The sequence below is a fragment of the Paramagnetospirillum sp. genome, assembly GCF_058402745.1.
This window is the reverse complement of record NZ_JBZVFI010000018.1, coordinates 275,727-294,776: the sequence shown is the minus strand read 5'-3', so window position 1 is coordinate 294,776 and position 19,050 is coordinate 275,727. Positions and strand designations below refer to the sequence as shown.

At 68.1% G+C, this 19,050-nt stretch carries 18 protein-coding genes; all 18 read left to right on the top strand.

Annotated elements, in window-relative coordinates:
* The first annotated feature begins 65 nt into the window (after positions 1–65).
* Positions 66–500, top strand: coding sequence for an SxtJ family membrane protein (locus ACV4UZ_RS17275; RefSeq protein ID WP_491602027.1), 435 nt, complete (start codon positions 66–68; stop codon positions 498–500).
* Between the two features lie 10 nt (positions 501–510).
* The gene (locus ACV4UZ_RS17270) at positions 511–660 is read left to right on the top strand and encodes a DUF5989 family protein (RefSeq protein ID WP_008616124.1); all 150 of its coding nucleotides are present in this window, start codon (positions 511–513) and stop codon (positions 658–660) included.
* 14 nt (positions 661–674) lie between these two features.
* Complete coding sequence (locus ACV4UZ_RS17265; protein WP_491602026.1) at positions 675–2,513, top strand: carbamoyltransferase family protein; 1,839 nt, start codon at positions 675–677, stop codon at positions 2,511–2,513.
* Positions 2,514–2,567: 54 nt separating this feature from the next.
* On the top strand, positions 2,568–4,277 hold the full coding sequence (locus ACV4UZ_RS17260; protein ID WP_491602025.1) for a heparinase II/III family protein: 1,710 nt from the start codon (positions 2,568–2,570) through the stop codon (positions 4,275–4,277).
* Between the two features lies 1 nt (position 4,278).
* The gene (locus ACV4UZ_RS17255; protein ID WP_491602024.1) at positions 4,279–5,220 is read left to right on the top strand and encodes a glycosyltransferase family 2 protein; all 942 of its coding nucleotides are present in this window, start codon (positions 4,279–4,281) and stop codon (positions 5,218–5,220) included.
* On the top strand, positions 5,220–6,344 hold the full coding sequence (locus tag ACV4UZ_RS17250; protein ID WP_491602023.1) for a glycosyltransferase family 4 protein: 1,125 nt from the start codon (positions 5,220–5,222) through the stop codon (positions 6,342–6,344). Before ACV4UZ_RS17255 ends, ACV4UZ_RS17250 begins: the two co-directional genes overlap by 1 nt.
* Positions 6,341–7,444, top strand: a complete 1,104-nt coding sequence (locus tag ACV4UZ_RS17245) for a glycosyltransferase family 4 protein (RefSeq protein WP_491602022.1) — start codon at positions 6,341–6,343, stop codon at positions 7,442–7,444. The genes ACV4UZ_RS17250 and ACV4UZ_RS17245 overlap by 4 nt, the downstream gene beginning before the upstream one ends.
* Positions 7,434–8,486 (top strand): CgeB family protein, encoded by a 1,053-nt coding sequence (locus tag ACV4UZ_RS17240; RefSeq protein WP_491602021.1) that lies wholly within the window; start codon positions 7,434–7,436, stop codon positions 8,484–8,486. The genes ACV4UZ_RS17245 and ACV4UZ_RS17240 overlap by 11 nt, the downstream gene beginning before the upstream one ends.
* Positions 8,483–9,619, top strand: coding sequence for a glycosyltransferase family 4 protein (locus tag ACV4UZ_RS17235; RefSeq protein WP_491602020.1), 1,137 nt, complete (start codon positions 8,483–8,485; stop codon positions 9,617–9,619). Before ACV4UZ_RS17240 ends, ACV4UZ_RS17235 begins: the two co-directional genes overlap by 4 nt.
* Positions 9,616–11,211: a heparinase II/III family protein gene (locus ACV4UZ_RS17230; RefSeq protein ID WP_491602019.1), complete on the top strand. Its 1,596-nt coding sequence runs from the start codon at positions 9,616–9,618 to the stop codon at positions 11,209–11,211. Before ACV4UZ_RS17235 ends, ACV4UZ_RS17230 begins: the two co-directional genes overlap by 4 nt.
* A 1-nt stretch (position 11,212) precedes the next feature.
* Positions 11,213–12,427 (top strand): oligosaccharide flippase family protein, encoded by a 1,215-nt coding sequence (locus ACV4UZ_RS17225; protein ID WP_491602018.1) that lies wholly within the window; start codon positions 11,213–11,215, stop codon positions 12,425–12,427.
* 1 nt (position 12,428) lies between these two features.
* Positions 12,429–13,541: a glycosyltransferase family 4 protein gene (locus ACV4UZ_RS17220; protein ID WP_491602017.1), complete on the top strand. Its 1,113-nt coding sequence runs from the start codon at positions 12,429–12,431 to the stop codon at positions 13,539–13,541.
* 137 nt (positions 13,542–13,678) lie between these two features.
* Entirely contained in the window at positions 13,679–15,025 is a 1,347-nt protein-coding gene (locus ACV4UZ_RS17215; RefSeq protein ID WP_491602016.1) for a hypothetical protein, read from the top strand.
* Positions 15,019–15,183 carry a hypothetical protein gene (locus ACV4UZ_RS17210; RefSeq protein WP_491602015.1) on the top strand — a complete coding sequence of 55 codons (165 nt, stop codon included), beginning with the start codon at positions 15,019–15,021 and terminating at the stop codon, positions 15,181–15,183. Before ACV4UZ_RS17215 ends, ACV4UZ_RS17210 begins: the two co-directional genes overlap by 7 nt.
* A complete protein-coding gene (locus tag ACV4UZ_RS17205; RefSeq protein WP_491602014.1) occupies positions 15,170–15,937 on the top strand; it encodes a hypothetical protein in 768 nt (255 codons plus the stop codon). The genes ACV4UZ_RS17210 and ACV4UZ_RS17205 overlap by 14 nt, the downstream gene beginning before the upstream one ends.
* Positions 15,938–15,971: 34 nt before the next feature.
* The gene (locus tag ACV4UZ_RS17200) at positions 15,972–16,205 is read left to right on the top strand and encodes an acyl carrier protein (RefSeq protein ID WP_491602013.1); all 234 of its coding nucleotides are present in this window, start codon (positions 15,972–15,974) and stop codon (positions 16,203–16,205) included.
* A complete protein-coding gene (locus ACV4UZ_RS17195) occupies positions 16,202–17,824 on the top strand; it encodes an amino acid adenylation domain-containing protein (RefSeq protein ID WP_491602012.1) in 1,623 nt (540 codons plus the stop codon). Before ACV4UZ_RS17200 ends, ACV4UZ_RS17195 begins: the two co-directional genes overlap by 4 nt.
* Positions 17,821–19,047 carry an MBOAT family O-acyltransferase gene (locus tag ACV4UZ_RS17190; protein ID WP_491602011.1) on the top strand — a complete coding sequence of 409 codons (1,227 nt, stop codon included), beginning with the start codon at positions 17,821–17,823 and terminating at the stop codon, positions 19,045–19,047. Before ACV4UZ_RS17195 ends, ACV4UZ_RS17190 begins: the two co-directional genes overlap by 4 nt.
* Positions 19,048–19,050: the final 3 nt, after the last annotated feature.

Below are 19,050 nucleotides of genomic sequence, written 5' to 3'. Positions count from 1 at the left end.
TTTGCCGCAGTGGTGACGACTGTGGTAGAAGTCCGGCACATTCTACCGAGCGGGCGTTTTCGCGCATGAGCAGATCACAAGGTGGCATCGACGGCGGCTCCCACGCGCGGGCGGTGGAAATGGGCTCGGACCGGTCGTTCGGTCTGGTCTTCGCGGTGGTGTTCGCCATCGTCGCGCTGTTTCCTCTGAAGGACGGCGGCGATATTCGGGTGTGGGCCGGCGCGGTGGCCGCCGCCTTCCTGCTGGTGGCCTTCGTTTACCCCAAGGCTCTGAAGCCCCTCAACAAGCTGTGGTTCCTGGTCGGCATGGCGCTGCATCACGTGGTGACGCCGCTGGTGATGGGGCTGCTGTTCTTCGTGACGGTGACGCCCATCGCCCTGATCATGCGCGCCTTGGGCAAGGACCCGCTGCGCCTGGCCCGTGACGACAAGGCCGCCAGCTATTGGATCAACCGCACCCCGCCGGGCCCGGCGCCCGAAACCATGCGGCGCCAGTTCTAGGAGACCGATTGTGAGCTTCCTCATCGAGCTTTGGCAGTTCCTGCGCGAGCGCAAGAAATTCTGGCTGCTGCCCATCCTGATCATGATGGTGGTGTTCGGCGGGCTGATCGTGCTGTCGCAGGGTTCGGCGGTGGCGCCCTTCATCTACACCCTGTTCTAAAAGGGGGCGGGCCCTTGCGCATTCTCGGCCTTTCCGCCCTGTACCACGACAGCGCCGCCGCCCTGGTCGAGGACGGCCGCATCGTCGCGGCGGCCCAGGAAGAGCGCTTCACCCGCAAGAAGCACGACGCCTCGTTTCCCGAGCACGCCGTCGCCTATTGCCTGGCGGAGGCCGGAATCGGCCTCAACGACCTGGATCACGTGGTGTTCTACGACAAGCCGTTCCTCAAGTTCGAGCGGTTGCTGGAAACCTACGTGGCCTTCGCGCCCCGGGGGTTCACCTCGTTCAAGACCGCCATTCCGGTCTGGCTGAAGGAGAAGCTGTTCCAGAAGGACCTGCTGTCCCGCGAGTTCAAGCGCTTCGCGCCTGATTTCGACTGGATGAACAAGCTGCTGTTCGCCGAGCACCATCTCAGCCACGCGGCCAGCGCCTTCTTTCCCTCACCCTTCGAGGACGCGGCGGTGCTGACCATGGACGGCGTCGGCGAGTGGACCACCACCTCGCTGGCCATGGGCTCGGGCAACCGGCTGGAAATCCACAAGGAACTGCACTTCCCCCATTCCCTGGGGCTGCTCTATTCCGCCTTCACCTACTACACCGGCTTCAAGGTCAATTCGGGCGAGTACAAGCTGATGGGCCTGGCGCCCTATGGCGAGCCCAAATACACCCGGGTGATCCTCGACAATCTGGTGGACCTGAAGGAGGACGGCTCCTTCCACCTGGACCAGTCCTATTTCGACTATTGCACCGGGCTCACCATGACCAACCAGCGCTTCTCGGCGCTGTTCGGCCAGCCCGTGCGCAAGGCCGACAAGGACCAGCTGACCCAGTTCCACATGGACATCGCCGCCTCCATCCAGGAGGTCACCGAGATCATCGTCTCCAAGCTGTGCCACGGCATCAGGAAGGAGACGGGGGCGAGGAATTTGTGCCTGGCCGGCGGCGTGGCGCTCAATTGCGTCGCCAACGGCAAGATCCTGCGCGAAGGCATCTTCGACAACATCTGGATTCAACCGGCGGCCGGCGATGCCGGCGGTGCCCTGGGCGCCGCCCTGGCCGGCTATCACATCCACAAGGGCCAGCCCCGCAGCGTCACGCCCGGCAAGGATGCCATGAAGGGCTCCTATCTCGGCCCGGTGTTCGAGCAGGCGGATATCGAGGCGCGTCTCACCAAGGCCGGCGCCAAATTCGAGGTGATGGGCGACGACGCGGTGATCGAGGCCACCGCCCAGGCCCTGGCCGACGAAAAGGCGGTGGGCTGGATGCAGGGTCGCATGGAATTCGGCCCCCGCGCGCTGGGCGGCCGTTCCATCCTGGGCGATCCCCGGTCTCCCTCCATGCAGAAGACCCTGAATCTCAAGGTCAAGTACCGGGAAAGCTTCCGCCCCTTCGCCCCGTCGGTGTTGCGCGAGGATGTGGCCGAGTGGTTCGACCTGGACGGCGATTCGCCCTACATGCTGCTGGTGGCCCCGGTGTCGGAAAAGCATCGCCGCGCCATGACCGAGGACGAGCAGAAGCTGTTCGGTATCGATAAGCTGAACGTGCCGCGTTCCGCCATTCCGGCGGTGACCCACGTGGATTACTCGGCCCGCGTCCAGACCATCCACGCCGACACCAATCCCCGCTACCACGCCCTGATCTCGGCCTTCAAGGCGCGCACCGGATGCGGCGTGGTGGTCAATACCAGCTTCAACGTCCGGGGCGAGCCCATCGTCTGCACCCCCGAGGACGCCTTCCGCTGCTTCATGGGCAGCGAGATCGAGGTGCTGGTGGTGGGCAATTGCTTCCTGCGCAAAGAGGAGCAGGACCCCGCGCTCAAACTGGATTATAAGAACGCCTTCGAACTGGATTAGACGTGGGCGGGGAGCCCGCGTCATTCCGGTGAATTGGTCGGGCGCTGATCCTTCATGCTGGCTTCCCTTGTCCGCAAGGCACGTCAATTGGCCGCCGACCCGGTGCTGCGCCGCTGGGTCGCCCTGCGCGCCCTGCGCCTGAGTCCGGGCGAGCCCCCCTATACCGCCCATCGCCCCCCCTATCTCGGGGACGGATGGCCGGGACTTCCCCTGGAAGCCCCATCCGCCGCGTTCGCTCCCGCGCCGGATGGCGAGCCGGCCGGACCGGCGGTCCTGCGGCTGGCCGGGGCCACCGTCACGGGCGACGCGGCCCAACTGGTCGCCCGCCATTTCGACGACATCGAGACCCGGCTCAGCCTGCACCGCTTCGCCTGGGTGCCCCTGATGGCCGAGGGCGACGATCCCCGTTGGGTGAACGCCGTGTGGACGGCCTGGATGGAGCGGTTCGAGACACCCGACGGCTCGTGGGCCTGGCATCCCTATACGGCGGCCGAGCGGGCGGTCAACCTGCTGGGCTTCGCGCGCCGCCATTTCCTGCCGGGTCCGGCCGGCCGCACGCTGGAATGCCTGGCCGCCCATGCCCCCGCCATCGCCGCCGGGCTGGAATATTTCGGCGACCACCACTCCTCCAACCATCTGGCCAATAACGGGCGTGGTCTCTATCTGCTGGGTCTCGCCCTCGGCCTGCCCCGGGCGACGGAGGCGGGGGCGCGCATCCTGCTGGAGGAGGGCCGCCGCATCTTCCAGCCCTCCGGCGTGCTGCGCGAGGGCTCGACCCATTACCACCTGCTGCTGACCCGCTCCTGGGCCGAGATCTGGCTGGCGGCGCGTGCCGCCGGGCGTTCCGAGGCCGGTGAATTCGCCAGGGTGCTCGACGCCGCCCTGGCCGTGCTGCCCCATTTCACCCTGCCCGGCCGGTTTCCCCTGGTGGGCGACGTGTCGCCCGATTGCCCGCCGTCCGATCTGTTCGGTTTGCTGCCGGGCGGAGATCGGCACGGCGGCTGGATGGGGCGCCTGGCGCCCGAGGATCGCGCCGCCCTGGAGGAGCGCCTGGGCCGGGCGGTGGAGGCCGAATCCCTGGCCGCCCACGGCTGGCGGCGCTTCGACCAGGGGGAATGGAGCGGGCTGTGGCATGCCTCTCCCGAAGGCTTCAGCCACATGCCGGGCCACGGTCACCAGGATTGCGGCTCGTTCGAGCTGCATCACGGCGGCCGGCCACTCTTCGTCGATCCCGGGCGCGGCTCCTATGCCATCGCCGGCGAGGCGGAGGAATACGTTTCGGCCCGCGCCCATAACGGGCTGTCGGTGGACGGCGCCGATCCCTATGGCCCCAACAAGCCCTATTTCGACCCGGAATTCCGCCGTCGCATGGCCGGGCCGCCGCCCCGGCTTGAGCGCCGCGATGACGGTATTGTCCTGGAAAGCCACGGGTTCTCCCGCCTCGGCGGGGTGGGGGCATGGCGGCGGCAATGGCGCTTTGCCGGGTCAAGGCTGGTGATCGCCGACGAAATCCAGGGCCGTGGCCGCCACCGGGTGACGCGGCGGCTGCAAACCACCATGGGAGTTGAGCGGGATGGCGGGCGGCTGGTGCTGAGGGATGCCGGCGGCGCGGGCTTCGCCATCACCGTCTCCGGTGCCGAACTGGCGGTGGTTCCGGCCCTGTCCTGGCAGGCCTATGGTCAGGGCGAGTCCGCATCCCGCATCGAGACCGCCGTCGAGGCCTCCCTGCCCTGGCGGGGCGAGATCATGGTGGAAAGGCTCTGACATGGCTGAATTCGCCGATGTCTCGGTGGTGATGCCCGCCTACGACAATGCCGACACGGTGGCCCGCGCCCTGACGTCCATCGCGGCGCAGACCCTGCGGCCCCTGGAGGTCATCGTGGTGGACGACGGCTCCACCGACGGCACCGCCGACGCGGTGCGCGCCTTGGCCCCGCACATGAACGGAGTGCGCCTTCGCCTGTTCCGTCAGGCCAACCAGGGCGCGGGAGCGGCGCGCAACCGGGCGGTGGCGGCGGCCGAGGGAACCTGGCTGGCCTTTCTCGACGCCGACGACGAGTGGCTGCCCGCCAAGATCGAACGCTCCATGGCGGTGCTGGAAGCCGGCGGTCTGGTCATGTGCTCCCACAATCTGTTCAACGTGGGTCCCGAGGGTGAAACGCTGAACGACAGCCGGTCCCGCTGGCTGAAAAATCCGGCGGATCCCTACCGGACCCTGTTCCTGCGGGGCTTCGTCTCGTCGTCCACCGTGGTGGTGCGCCGGGATGCGGTGCTGGCGGTGGGGGGCTTCGATACCGGTTTGCGCTCGGCCCAGGATTACGAGCTGTGGCTGGCGGTGCTGGCCCGGGCGGGGAGCCGGTTCGAGACCTTCGCCGATCCGCTGCTGCGCTATACCCTGGCGCCCCAGGGCATCACCAGCAATATCGGCCGCAAGGTGAAGTGTTCGCTGGCCATCCTGCGCCGCCACATGGGTATTCTGCGCCGCCTGCCCGGCCCGGTCGTGCCGCTGGTGGCGCTGCGCACCGTCATCATCCACTATGAGGCGGTGATGGGGCACAGGGCGCGCGGCGCGTGGGGAGCGGCACTGGTTCAGGTGCTGCTGTTGCCGTTGCGGCTGGGGGAAATGCTGCTGCGCCTGCCGTTCAGCAATGGCGAAAGGCCGGATTTCATCGCCCGGTTGCAATCGGCAATCGAGGAGAAGCTGTGATGGCCGGTTCACTTCGATCCAACGGCAAGATTCGGGTGATCATCAACGCGCTTCATGCCAAGAGCGGCGGCGGCGTCACCTATCTGCGCAATATCCTGGCGCCGCTGGCCGAGGCCGAGGCCCTGGAGCTCCATCTCTTCCTTCATGTGGACCAGTACGAGCTGTTCGGCGAGCCGCCGGAAGGGGTCAGGCTGCATCTGCTGGAATTCCGCGCCAGCTTCCTGCGCCTGCTGGCCTGGGAGCAAATCTCGCTGCCCATCCTGGCCCATGAAATGGGCGCCGACGTCACCTTCTCGCCCGCCAATTACGGCCCGTTGCTGGCGCCCAATCCGGTGATCGTGCTGCGCAATTCCCTGGCGGTGGTGCAGCGGGAACAGCGCATGGGCAAGCGGCTGTACTGGGTCGGGCTCGCCCTGGCGACCATGGTGTCGCTGTTGGGCTGCCGGCGGGCGGTGGCGGTGTCGGCCTATGCCCGCAAGGCCCTCAGTTTCGGCCTGCCCGACTGGTTCGGGCGCAAGATCGAGGTGATTCACCACGGCGTCGATCCCCGCTTCACCCCCGATCCGTCGGTGGGGAGGGTGCCGGGCATGCTGCTGGCGGTGTCCGACGTCTACGTGCAGAAGAACCTGCACACCCTGATCGCCGCCCTGCCGTCCATCCGGGCGGCCCATCCCGGGGCACGGCTGGTGGTGGCCGGGCGACTGGTCGATGCCGAGTATCACGGAGAATTGCTGGCGGCCGTCGCCCGGCATGGCCTGGCGGACGCGGTGGAATTCCTGGGCGGCGTCTCGCCGCGGGAACTGGTGGATCTGTATCGCCGATGCGACCTGTTCGTCTTCCCCTCGACGGTGGAGACCTTCGGCAATCCGCTGGTGGAGGCCATGGCCTGCGGTGCCGCCGTGGTCTGTTCCAACGTTTCGGCCATGCCCGAGGTGGCGGGCGACGGCGCCCGGTATTTCGATCCGCTGGATGCCGGGGCCATGGCCCGCACGGTGATCGACCTGCTGGGGGACGCGGCGGCCCGGGACGAGTTGGGCCGGCGAGGGCTGGAACGGGCCGGTAATTTCTCGTGGGAGATCACCGCGCGGCGAACCGCGGCGATCCTTGCCGAGGCGGCGCGATGAGCCGGCCGGTCCGCCTGCTGTATCTGGTCAGTCATCCCATCCAGTATCAGGCGCCGCTGCTGGCCCGGCTGGCGGCCGAGCCCGGCGTCGCCCTTCGGGTGGTGTTCGAGCGGACCGATACGGAAGGCGGATATTTCGATTCCGGTTTCGGGGTCCGTCTGGCTTGGGACGTGCCGCTACGCCGGGGCTATGACAGCGCCGCCCTGGCCGAGACCGATCTTCGGGCCGAGATCCGCAAGGCCGATGTTGTCTGGCTGCATGGCTGGGGCTCGTCCATGCTTCTGCGCGCCCTGGCCCTGGCCAGGGTCGAGGGCCGCCCGGTGCTGATGCGCGGCGAGAACCAGGATCAGGCCATGCCCGACGGAAGGGGGCTGCGCGGCTGGGCCAAGCGGCGGTTCCTGGCCTGGGTGTTCCGGCGCTGCGCCGCCTTTCTCGCCATCGGCGCGGCCAACCGCGACTATTATCTGCGCCGCGGCGTGGAGCCGGGGCGGGTGTTCATGGTTCCCTATGCCGTGGACAACGTCGCCTTCGCGGCGCGGGCCGCCGCCGCCGACCTGGCCGGGCTGCGGCGCGAGCTGGGAATTCCCGAAGGTTCCCGGGTGGTGCTGTTCGCGGGCAAGTTCCAGCGGCGCAAGCGTCCCGATCTGCTGCTGGACGCCTGGGAAAGGATGGCCTCGCCCCGGTCGGTGCTGCTGATGGTGGGCGATGGTGAGATGCGGGCGGAGCTGGAGGCGCGCCGGGCCACGGGGATCATCTTCGCCGGTTTCCGCAACCAGTCCGAACTGCCCGCCCTTTACGCCCTGGCCGACGCCTTCGTGCTGCCTTCCGAGGCCGAGCCCTGGGGCCTGGCGGTCAACGAGGCCATGGCCTGCGGCACCGCCGTGGTGGTCAGCGACCAGGTGGGCGCCGCCCGCGACCTGGTGGACGAAACCTGCGGCGCGGTGTTCCCCGCCGGCGACGCCGCCGCCCTGACGGAGGCTCTATCCAGGGTCCTGGAGAATTCGGCAGAACTGGGCCGCGCGGCGGCGACCCGCATCGCCGTCTGGGATTTCGAGGCCGATCTGGCCGGATTGCGCGAGGCCCTGGACCATGTGCGCTGAGATCATCCTGGTGGGCCAGACCATCATGGGCAGCCGCACGCCGCAGCGGGCGCGCGCCTTCGCCGAACTGGGCCACCGGGTGACCATGGTGCCCATCAACAATCCCGGGGCCACCTACGAGGACCGCCCGAGCCTGATGGATCGGCTGCGCTATCGCCTGCGCCTTCCCGCCGATCCGGCCGGGGCCAATCAAGGAGTGCTGCGGGCGGCGGAACGGAGCTGCGACGTGGTGTGGATCGAGGCGGCCCCCATGATCGCCGCCTCCACCTTGCGCCGGGTCAAGGCGGCGCGCCCCTCGGCCCGCCTGGTCTGGTATTCCGAGGACGACATGATGAACCCGGTGCACCGCTCGCGGCAGCTGGACCGGGCGCTGGGGCTGTTCGACCTGTGGGTCACCACCAAGAGCTTCAACACCCGGGCCGACGAGATGCCCTCCCTGGGGGTGCGCCGCGCGCTGTTCGTGGACAATTCCTTCGATCCCCATCTTCACCGGCCCATGGAACTGTCCGAGGACGAGCGTCGGCGGTTCGGCGCCGACATCGCTTTCGTGGGCACCTGCGAGGCGCCGCGTGCCCGCAGTCTTCTGGCCCTGGCTCAGGCCGGCTTCCGGATCCGGGTCTGGGGCAACGGCTGGCGGGGCATGGCGGGGGCGCATCCCGGTCTCGTCATCGAGGACCGGCCGGTCTATGACGAGGATTACGCCCGGGTGGTGTCGGCCAGCCGCATCAATCTGGGCTTCCTGCGCAAGGGCAACCGCGACCTGCAGACCTGCCGCACCGTCGAAATTCCCGCCTGCGGCGGCTTCATGCTGCACGAGCGTTCCCCCGAGGCGGAGCGTCTGCTCGCCGAAGGGCGCGAGGCGGCGTTCTTCGCCCATGACGCCGAGCTGATCGCCCAATGTCAGCGCTGGCTGGGCGACGAACCCGCCCGTCTTGCCGCCGCCGCCGCCGGCCGCCGCCGGATGCTGGCCGACGCCCACGATCACCCGACCCGCCTGAAGACCATCCTCGGCCACCCGGCCTTGCAGGAGCCGCCGTCATGAAGATTCTGGTCAACGCCATTTCCGCGCGCATGGGCGGCATCGTCACCTATACCCGCAATCTGCTGGCCAGCCTCAACGAGCGGCGGGTGAACTCCACCTTCGCCGTTTCCGCCCGCTTTCCCGACGAGAGGCCGGGGGTGATGCGGCTGGCGGCATCGGACCTGCGGCCGCTGCGGCGCTTCTTGTGGGAGCAGACCGCCTGGCGGGCCATGGTCAAGCGCCTGGCGCCCGACGTGCTGTTCTCCTCGGCCAATTTCGGACTGTTCCGCTCGCCGGTGCCGCAGGTTCTGCTGGTGCGCGAGGGCGGGCTGTTCGATCCCTACTATCTGGCCAATTGCACCCCGGAACAGGGGCCGGTGGCCGGCCTGCAACGGGGAATCCGCCGCCGCCTGATCATCGGTTCGGCGCGCAACTCCGATCTGGTGATCACTCCCACCGCCACCATGCGCGACATGTTGCTGGCCTGGGCGCCCGATCTGGAGGGCAAGGTCGAGGTCAATTCCTATGGGACGCTCAGCGACGCCTTCACGCCCGCCCGCGAGGCGCCCAGGGCCTGGCGCGGCGACGGGACGCTCCGGCTGCTCTACGTCTCGGTCTACTATCCCCACAAGCAGCCCGGACTGATATGTCAGGCGGTGCGCAACTTGCTGGCCGAGGGAATCGAGGCGCGGGCGACCATCACGATGGGGATCGCCGAGACCCGCGATTTCCTGGGCGGCGTCCACGACCATATCCTGCTCCGCCAGGCCGAAGCCGACGGCCTGGTCGAACTGGGGCGGCGGCGCTACGAGGACCTGCCGGGCCTCTATCACGGCCATGACGTCTTCGTCTTTCCCTCCATCTCCGAGACCTTCGGCCATCCCATGGTCGAGGCTCTGAGCAGCGGCCTGCCGGTGGTGGCGGCCGACACCCCGGTCAATCGGGAAGTGTGCGGCGACGCGGCGCTGTATTTCGATCCCCTGCGCCCATCGGCCTTGGTAGAGTGCGTCCGGCGCCTGGACGGCGACGCGGAACTGCGGGGCAGGATGGTGCGGATGGGGCGCGAACGGGTGGTACAGGCCTTCACCTGGGCGTCCCATGTGGACCGGCTGATCGCCATCTTCGAGCGCGTGGCGGCCGGGCGGCGCCCATGAGGCTGTGGCGGACCCTCAGGCATCTGCGGCCCTCCCAGGTGGCGCATCGCCTGTGGTACCGGGCGCGGCTGCCGTGGTTTCGCGGCGCTTTCGCATCCGCCGGCCTCGGCAACGACACCGCCGCCCCCATTCTGGCCCCGCCATCGCCCAAAGGCGGCGATGCCGAGGCTGGACGCCTGATCCTGACGGGCCGGACCCGGCTGGTGGGACTGGAAGGGCCGCCCGACGCGTGGAACGACGCCGCGCGGCCGTTGTTGTGGCGGTTCACCCTTCACTACTTCGAATGGCTGGCGGATCTGCAGGCCCTGGGCGAGGCGGGACGGGAGCCGGCCCGATCCCTGGTGGCCGACTGGCTGACCCGCTTCGATCGCTTCGATCCGGTGGCGTGGCATCCCTATCCCCTGTCCCTTCGCCTCGTCTCCTGGCTGGCCCACGCGGCCTTCCTGTGTGAAGGCGCGTCGCCCGAGTTCATCGCCGCCTTCCACCGCTCCCTGCACCGTCAGGCCCGCCATCTGGAGCGGGTGTGGGAGCGCGACGTGGGCGGCAACCACCTGATCAAGAATCTCAAGGCGGCCATCTCCGCCGCCCTGTGCCTGCCCGGTCACTCGGCTGGATTGCGCCGGGCGGTGGACGAACTGGAGCGGCAATCGCGCCGCCAGATCCTGGCCGATGGCTGCCATTACGAGCGCTCGCCCAGCTATCATCTTCAGGTCCTGGCCGATCTGGAGGAGCTTTGCACCTTGTTCACCGCCGCCGGGCGGCCGATACCGGCCTTCCTGACCGAAGCGGTGGAGCGCATGCGTCCGGCGGCGGCCTTCTTCCTGATGGCGCCCGGCGCCCTGGCCCAGTTCAACGACGGCACCGTGGATGGGCCCGAGAAGGTGGAGGCGGCGGCGCCCGCCGCGCTGCCCGAGGCGGGATACTGGCGGCTGGAGGCCGGAGCCGCCCGGCTGATGGTCGATTGCGGCCCCTGCTGCCCCGACGACCTGCCGGCTCACGCCCATGCCGACACCCTGTCCTTCGAGCTGTATGACGGCGATCACCCCCTGGTGGTCAATTGCGGGACCTACGTCTATCAGGACCCGGAATGGCGCAACCGCTTCCGGGGGACCGCGTTCCACTCCACCCTGACGGTGGATGACGGGGACAGCGCCGAGGTCTACGGTGCCTTCCGCCTGGGCCGCCGGCCCCGACGCTTTTCCGCCTCGGCCGAGGGCGGGCGTTTCGTGGGCGAGTTCGACGGCTGGGCGCGCCTCGGCCTTGCTCATCGCCGCCGGCTCGAGCTATCCGAATCGGCCCTGGCGGGGCAAGACGAGGTGTATCGCGCCGGTGCCGGGTCCGCTCACCGTCTGGCCGTCCGTTTCCATCTGCACCCTTCGGTGACCGCCGAGCCGGAGGGCGAGGGAGTGCGGCTGGCCCTGCCCGGCGGCCGCCTCTGGCGCTTTACCGCCCACGGGCTGGCGGTGTGTCTGGACCAGTCCCGCTATGCGCCCCGCTTCCACGAGATGAGTCCGACCCGCTGCATCCGGCTGGAGATACCGTTGACCGGCGAGCGGGCGGCAATGGACTGGCGTTTCGAGAGGATCGCCTGAGATGGCCGGGCTGCGGCAGCTCACCCTCAGCGGTGCCTTCCTGGTGGGCGGAACGGTGGTCCAGGCGCTGATCGCCTTCGCCGCCAACCTGGTGCTGGTGCGATATCTGGATCCCGCCGATTTCGGCCGCTTCGCCGTGGTGCAGGCGGGTGCCGGGCTGATTCTGTCGCTGATTTCGCTCAGGGTGGGGACCCAGGTCCTGGGCGGTTCCGAGGCCGAACTGACCCCGGAGGTCCGTCGCCGCCTGTTTTCGGTGCTGGGCATCGAGACGCTGGCGGCGGGGCTGATCACCGTCCTTTGGCTGGGCACCAGCGACGTCTGGCATCCCTCGGACCTGTTGCTGGTGGCGGCCGTCCTGATCGTCCATTGGAGCACCCACAACCGCACCTTCTTCGAGCGTTCCATGCGGTACGGGTTGCTGGCCCTGATCGAGACCGGCGCCAGCGTGGCCGGCCACCTGCTGGCCATCGGGCTGGTCGTGGCCGGAATGGGGGCGGCGACCATCTATATCCGCGAGATGTTCATCGCCCTGGCCGGGCTGGCGGTCCTGGGATGGATGGGCACCCTCAGTTTCTACCGCCCCTACTGGCCCGCCGCATGGGAATGGCGCGACACTCTGCGCAGGGTGCGGGGCATCTGGCTGGACAGCATGCTGGAAGGCAGCTTCCAGCGCCTGGTGCTGCTGGTGGTCAGCGCCGTCGGCGGGTTGACCGGGGCCGGTCTGTTCTATCAGGCCAATCGTCTGGCGGTGGTGCCGCAGCAATTCCTCCAGCCGGTGACGTCGCGGGTGCTGTTCACCTGGCTGGCCCGCCAGGACGATGAAACCGTGCGCCAGGCGGGGTGCCGCAAGGCATTGCTGTTGCTGGCCCTGCCGCTCGGCGTGGCGGCGGTCGTCGTCTGGCTGTGGGCCGACCCCCTGGTCCCCATGATCTTCGGGCCGGCCTGGGGCCCCGCCGCCGCCATCCTGGCCGCCCTGGTGGGAGTCATCGTCGCGGTGTTGCCCTTCGAGGTGTTGCGCTCCTACACGGTGGCGGCCCGCCGGGTGCGGCTGTTGCTGGTGGCCCGCCTCGTCCAGTACGCGGCGTTCCTGCTGCCGCTGGCGCCCTTCTGGTGGAGCGGGGCGCAGGAGGTGGAGCGGGTGGCCTGGGCGCTGTCGGGGTCCTGCGTGGCCGCGTTCCTGACCCTGGCCATCCTGGTCCTGCGGTGGAGGGGCTGAAATGAAGGTGAGCGTCGCCGTGCACGGCCGCTTCCACGGCTTTGACCTGGCCCGGGAGATGTGGTGCCGGGACCGGTTGGAGCGCCTGTTCACCACCTATCCCGCCTTCGCGGTGCGGCGCTTCCTGCCCGCCGACCTGCCGGCACGGACGGCTCCCTGGCTGGAGGCGCTGCGGCGTCTGCCGCTGGTGCCGTCGCCGGACCTGTTCATCGGCCGGGCTTTCGCCCGCTTCGTCGCCGCCAACCTGCCCAAGGAGCCGGGCATCCTGGTGGGCTGGAGCGGCGCCACCCTGGAGGCCATGGAGCCGGCGCGGGTGCGTGGCTTCAAGCTGGTGATCGAACGCGGCTCCAGCCACATCCGTCATCAGGCCGAGGTGCTGGCCGCCGAGGCCGGGCGCTTCGGCCTGCCCTCGGCCGGCGTGGACCCGCGCATGATTGTCCGCGAGGAGGCGGAATACGCCGCCGCCGACCTGATCTGCGTCCCCACCGGATTTGCCCGCGACACCTTCCTGGCGCGGGGTATTCCCGCCGGGCGGCTGGCGATCAATCCCTATGGCGTCGACCTGAGCGGCTTTGCCCCACCGGCCGGGCGGCCGGTTCGCAAGCTTCCGCGCGTGCTGTTCGTCGGTCGCGTCGGCCTGCGCAAGGGAGTGCCGTCGCTGCTGGAGGCGGGGCGGCGGCTCGCCGGCACATGCGCGGTGCGGCTGGTGGGGCCGGTGGAGGCCGGAATGGAGGACTTGCTCGCCCAGGGTGGCGCCGAGGTGGCGGGGCCGAAGCCGGGCGGGGCGCTTCCCGCCGAATATGCCCAGGCCGACATCTTCTGTCTGCCATCCCTGGAGGAGGGGCTGCCGCTGACCCTGCTGCAGGCCATGGCCGCCGGCCTGCCGGTGGTGGCGACGCCCGAGACCGGGGCTGCCGACCTGATCACCCACGGCGTCGAGGGCCTGATCGTGCCGTCGCGTGATGCGGACGCCCTGGCCCAGGCGCTGGCGGACCTGTCCGCCGCGCCGGAGCGCCGCCGCGCCATGGGAGAGGCGGCCCGGCGGCGGGTGGAGGCTGGATTCGGCTGGTCCGATTACGGTGAGCGGGCCGTGGCGGCCTATGGGGGCTTATAGGGCCGGCCGCCCTATTGCCCCCGAGGCCGATTATGCTACCTTCCCGGCGATTACCGACGGATTCCAGGATCGGATGCCGGATGCCCTCGTTTCCACCCGTTGCCACTCTTGCCCGGATGGCCGCAGGTTTTTGCGCCGTGGCGGCAATTACGGCGGTGGCGAGTTTGCCGTTCTCCCATACCCAGGCGCCGGCATCCTATAGCCGCAAGGACATGCTGCGGACCGAGGCGTTCTCGCCCTGGCTCGGGCCGGCGCGGCGACATGTGATCATCGGCAGCTGCGAGGTGTCGCTGCCCATCGTCGCCAACGACATGGACAAGCCGGGCATCCCGCCGCGCAACGAAGTGTCCGCCTGGCTGGGCAATGTGCTGAACCATGTTCTGCGCACCGCCTATGACGGCGGCCGGGACGATGGTTTCTTCGATATCTCGGCCCCCAACACCAATCTGGCCCATCAGGCCCAATTGCTGTGGTACGCCTCCCGTGTTCCGGGCTTGAGCTCGATCATCTTCATCAATGGTCTCGGCCTCTCCACGGCGCTTGGGCCGGATGACGCCCTGGAAGTGGTCGCCGCGCTGGAGCGAATGGAGGCCGATCTGCCACAGGCCGCTCCATCCATCCGGGCCTTTGGCGACACGTTGCGGCGCGGCGCGGCATTTCAAGAAGGCGAGCGGCGCCATCCCGACTGGCGCAAGGCCCTTCATTCGGAGGCGGCCACCATCGAGGCCCCCTGGGCGGCAACCCTCAACGCCGCCGAGACGCAATTGTCCGACGACGCGTCATTCAGCTCCCTGTTGCAATTCGTCCTGGTTAGGGCCAAGGCGGGAATCAATACCATTCTCGGCGGCTCGGCCCGATTACTCCATCTTCCCCTGGTCGCCCTTGGCGCCGATACCTTGCGCCGTGACGAGGGCATTCGCCGCGAGTTGAACTGGGCAATGGCCATGACCGGCCGGCCGGATTATCGCGCCCTGGTGGAGCCCTTCGACAACAGGGACTATCTCGACGGCCCTGAACGCGACGCACAGCGTCTGTGGCTGGAAATGCTGGCGGCGGTGGCCGAGGCGCGGGGCGCCCGACTGGTGATCTACGGCCAGCCCATGCTGGGCGTGCCGCCCACCGCCCATGCCGCCGAGTTCAGGCCGCGTTACATGGACCGTATCCGTGAATGGCTGGCACCCTGGAGGCCGGTCTTCATCGACCATACCGTTGATCACAATCTCGGAATTGCTGATTTTGCCCTGACCTGTCGTTCCGATAACCAGGGGTGCAGCACCCCACCCTTCATAGCGACCGGCTATAACGCCAACATCATCGGTCGCTATCGGCAGAGCCTGCTGCTGCTGGACGCCTTGCGCCGGGAGGGTGTGCTCGGAGGCCTGCATCCCCGGGCGGACGCGAAATCGTCCGCCGGGCTGCCCATGGTCGAGGCCAGGCGATGCATTGACTATGATGGCCGCTCAGGAGGATGCATTCCATGGTAGACGGCAAGAGAGTGGCGACGTGGTTCGCCCGCCGCCCATGGCTGCTCGACTTGGCGGCGGGTGCCGCCCTGGCGGTGACTTTGTCGCTGATCCTCAACCGAAATCTGTTCGGCTTGACGGCCGGTGACGTGGTGACGGTGTATTATGGTCGCTTCTGATCCCGATTGGGAGGCGCTGCTGTCCCGCGAATATGTGGAGGCGCCCGCCTGCTGGCAGCGCTGCGGTGGTGGGCATTGCTGCGATCCCAAACTGCCGGAAGGCTCGTTCCGGCTGATTCGGAGTACTGGCGTCACGCTGTTCTACATGGAGCGGGAGTTCGCCTATCTGGCCGCCCGAGGCGAGGTTCCCGGCTTTGGCGAGCCGGGTATCCGCCGTCTGGCGCTGGACCTTGGCGATGGCCGGGCGCTGTCGGCGATCACCGTCCAATGTGGGTTGCTGGGCCGATGCGACGGAGTGCGGCGCCGGCCTCTTCATTGCCGCACCTATCCCTTCGCGCCGGTCTTCACCATCGAGGGCGAGGTCTCGGGCGTGGTGCCCATGTCGGTGTTCGACATGGCCCAGGCCAGCCATGAAGGGCACTCCAACTGCGCCATCGCGCCAGAACGCGACTGGCCCACGTTCTGGCGCGGCTTCGATCCGGCCGGGCTGGACCTGCTGCGCCACCCTTATGTCGCCTTCCATCTCGGGGCGGCGTCCATCCTGATGGACTGCTACGGAAGACAACTGGCGGGCGAGGAGCGGCTGGCCGGCAAGGCGGGGGCGGCGTTCTGGCGGATATGGGAGGTTCTCTACCTGTCGGGTCATCTGCTGGATCTGGACTCCGCGCGGCGGGATATCCGCGATCTCCACGACCGGATGACAGCCCGGTTTGGCGATTTCAACGCGCTGGTGGCACTGGACCCGGAGCGATGATAAGAAGCCAGTCGCTAACCAATTCGAGAGCCACATGACCGCCGACGATGTCATCGCCATGATCAAGAAGGCCCTGAGGGCCGAGACCGTGACGCTTGAATCCGCCATGGGAACTCTGCGGAACTGGGATTCGCTGTCGCAGATTCACGTGATGATGGCTCTGGAACAGGAAATGGGCGAGGAGGTTCCCGCCGAACTGTTCGGAGAGCTGACTTCGGTGGCGGCAATTCTTTCGTTTCTGGATGAGGAAGGACGGCTGAGCAAGTGAGCTTCCGGCTGCTGCACGACGCGATCCTGTATCACGCTGAAACTCGCCCGGATCACCCGGCCATCGAGGTGGGTGAGCGCCAGGTCAGCTATGGCGCCCTGGCCGAAACCCTCAACCGGATCGCCACTCTGCTGCGGACGTCCGGGGTGGTCCGTCATGATCGGGTGGCGCTGCTGGCCGACAACGGCATCGAGGCCTGTCAGGGAATTTATGGGATCATGCGGGCGGACGCGGCCTTCGTCGCCCTTAATCCCGGTTATCCGGCGCAGCGCATCGCCGCCATACTGGATCAAGCCGAAGCGGCGGCCTTTGCCTGCACCCGTGAATTGTTGGCGTCGGCGGCCCAGGCGGCCGCATTGTTGGCCAGCGCCCAGCCACGCCTGTTCCTGCTGCTGGACGGTACGGCCGACGAGGCCCGCGCCGCCCTGGAGCAATCCGGGGCCGGCGATCGCTTCGCCCAGGTGGCCGGGCTGGCCGAGATCGAGGCGGCGGTACCGTTTGCCGCGCCCAGTCGCAATATCGAGGAGGACCTCGCCTATATCCTGTTCACCTCGGGCACCACCGGCACGCCCAAGGGGGTGATGGTGTCGCATCGGGCGGTCAAATCCACCATCGTCTGGGGGGTGGATCACTTCGCCATCGGCCCCGCCGACCGGCTGTCCAACCATTCCCGCCTCAGCTTCGACGTCAGCCTGTTCGACATCTTCTGCGCCGCCTTTGCCGGGGCGACGCTTCTGCCCCTGGTGCGCAAGGGTGACTGCGCCTTTCCCGGCGATTTCATCCGCAAGCGGCGGGTGTCGCTGTGGTTCTCGGTGCCCAGCGTCATCAACCTGATGCTGCAGTCCCGCCAGCTGGCGGCCGGGCCGTTTCCCGATCTGCGGGCGGCGCTGTTCGCCGGCGAGCCGCTGACTCCGGCCATGGCCGCCGCCTGGCGCAAGCATCAGCCGCATGTGCCGATCTACAATCTCTATGGTCCCACCGAGGCGGCCATCGTCTGCACCGTCCACAACATCGGGGTGGACTCGCCGTTCGAGGAGGACAAGCCGGTTCCCATCGGCGTGGAGACCAGGGACAGCGAGCTGCTGGTGCTGCATCCCGACCGTGACGAACCTGCGGTGCCGGGCGAGGTGGGGCGGCTGATGATCTGCGGCTCCCAACTGGCCGACGGGTATTGGCGCCGTCCCGACCTGACCGAGCGGGCCTTCCGCCGCAATCCGCTGAAGGCCGATTTCGCCGCCCGCATGTACGATACCGGCGATCTGGCGTGGAAGGACGGGGATGGACGCATCCATTTCGTCGGCCGTGCCGATTCCCAGGTCAAGGTCATGGGATTCCGGGTCGAACTGGGAGAGATCGAGGCCGCCTTGAACGGCTGTCGGGGGGTGCATGAAGGTATCGCCCTGTTCCTCGACGGGAACCAGCCGGAAATCGTCGCCCTGGTGGCCGTCGAGCCGGGAAGCGCGTTTGATGCCGACGCGGTGCTGGCCCATTGCGCCCGGACCATGCCCGCCTACATGCTGCCCCGGCGGGTGATTCAGGTGTCCGACTTTCCCCGCAATCTCAACGGCAAGATCGACCGCAAGGCGGCGCACGCCCTGATCTCCGACGAGGCTTCGTGACACCGCTGCTCAATCTGTGGTTCCTGGGGCTGGCCGTGGCCCTGGCCTTGGGCTATCGCCTTGCGGCGCCCCGCCTGGGAGTCGAGGGCCGTGCCTTGGCCCTGTCGGCCATCAGCCTGGTGTTTCTGTGGAAGTTTCTGTCGTTCACCGTTTACGGCGGTTGGTTCGCCGCCTGGGCGGCAATGGCCATCGGCATGGCGCTGCTGGTCCGCCGTGTCGCCAAGCCCAGCCGGGGCAAGATATTGCTGGCGGCGGTGGTGCTGATGGTGGCGGTGATGATGGTGTTCCGCTATCCCAACTACACCGCCGCCCTGGTGGGTGAGCATCCCACCCTGCGCGGCCTGGCCCTGGCCGGCTGGATCGGCCTGTCCTATGCCAGCTTCCGCGCCGTCGACATGCTGATGGCGGCGCGATCCGAACGGACCAAGATCTTCAGCCCGGCGGTGGCCCTGGCCTATCTCCTGTATTTCCCGCCGGTGATCGCTGGCCCAATCAACCGTTTCGCCGCCTTCGCCAAGGATATGGATTCCGGCCCCAAGCCCCTCGACCGGGCGGAGCTCCATGCCGTCTGTTTCCGCCTCGCCGCCGGGACCATCAAGCTGGTGGTTCTGTCCCGGCTGGCCTGGTACTGGTCGATTCCCGGCATTCCCGCCGATATGGCCGGTGTCGAGCGTTGGCAGGCGATTTTGGGCGTCTACGCCTATTTCGCCTATATCTACTTCGAATTCGCCGGCTATACCGATCTGGTGATCGCGGTCTCGGCCCTGTTCGGGGTGCGGATGCCGGAGAACTTCCAGTTTCCCCTGGCGGCGGTCAGCATTCAGGATTTCTGGAATCGCTGGCACATTTCGTTATCGCAATGGTGCCGCGACCACATTTTCTACCCCCTGGTCCGCGTCCTGGCGGTCCGCCTGCCGTCGCTGCCGCCGGTGGCCGGGGCCATGCTCAGCATCTTCGTCACCTTCCTGTTCATCGGAACGTGGCACGGCGATTCCCTGAACTGGGTGCTGTACGGCCTGTACCATGGCGCGGGACTCAGCCTGTGGATGGGCTGGCGCCAAGCCATGCGGGCCATGGCTCCCCAGCTTCAGGACCGGTTGGACGCCTCCAGGTCGGCGCGGGCCGTCGGTATGCTCCTGACCACCAGCTTCGTCAGCTGGGGTCTGTTGCTGACCCTTGATCTCGCCCATGCCCGCAGGGTTCTTGCCATCGCTCTGGGTTGAGGT

What these genes read in the sequence shown, in the direction of transcription:
- ACV4UZ_RS17210 (WP_491602015.1), top strand. Translation starts at nt 15,019, where the DNA reads ATGGTAGACGGCAAGAGAGTGGCGACGTGGTTCGCCCGCCGCCCATGG.
- ACV4UZ_RS17240 (WP_491602021.1), top strand. Translation starts at nt 7,434, where the DNA reads ATGTGCGCTGAGATCATCCTGGTGGGCCAGACCATCATGGGCAGCCGC.
- ACV4UZ_RS17255 (WP_491602024.1), top strand. Translation starts at nt 4,279, where the DNA reads ATGGCTGAATTCGCCGATGTCTCGGTGGTGATGCCCGCCTACGACAAT.
- ACV4UZ_RS17260 (WP_491602025.1), top strand. Translation starts at nt 2,568, where the DNA reads ATGCTGGCTTCCCTTGTCCGCAAGGCACGTCAATTGGCCGCCGACCCG.
- ACV4UZ_RS17230 (WP_491602019.1), top strand. Translation starts at nt 9,616, where the DNA reads ATGAGGCTGTGGCGGACCCTCAGGCATCTGCGGCCCTCCCAGGTGGCG.
- ACV4UZ_RS17205 (WP_491602014.1), top strand. Translation starts at nt 15,170, where the DNA reads ATGGTCGCTTCTGATCCCGATTGGGAGGCGCTGCTGTCCCGCGAATAT.
- ACV4UZ_RS17220 (WP_491602017.1), top strand. Translation starts at nt 12,429, where the DNA reads ATGAAGGTGAGCGTCGCCGTGCACGGCCGCTTCCACGGCTTTGACCTG.
- ACV4UZ_RS17245 (WP_491602022.1), top strand. Translation starts at nt 6,341, where the DNA reads ATGAGCCGGCCGGTCCGCCTGCTGTATCTGGTCAGTCATCCCATCCAG.
- ACV4UZ_RS17235 (WP_491602020.1), top strand. Translation starts at nt 8,483, where the DNA reads ATGAAGATTCTGGTCAACGCCATTTCCGCGCGCATGGGCGGCATCGTC.
- ACV4UZ_RS17225 (WP_491602018.1), top strand. Translation starts at nt 11,213, where the DNA reads ATGGCCGGGCTGCGGCAGCTCACCCTCAGCGGTGCCTTCCTGGTGGGC.
- ACV4UZ_RS17250 (WP_491602023.1), top strand. Translation starts at nt 5,220, where the DNA reads ATGGCCGGTTCACTTCGATCCAACGGCAAGATTCGGGTGATCATCAAC.
- ACV4UZ_RS17275 (WP_491602027.1), top strand. Translation starts at nt 66, where the DNA reads ATGAGCAGATCACAAGGTGGCATCGACGGCGGCTCCCACGCGCGGGCG.
- ACV4UZ_RS17200 (WP_491602013.1), top strand. Translation starts at nt 15,972, where the DNA reads ATGACCGCCGACGATGTCATCGCCATGATCAAGAAGGCCCTGAGGGCC.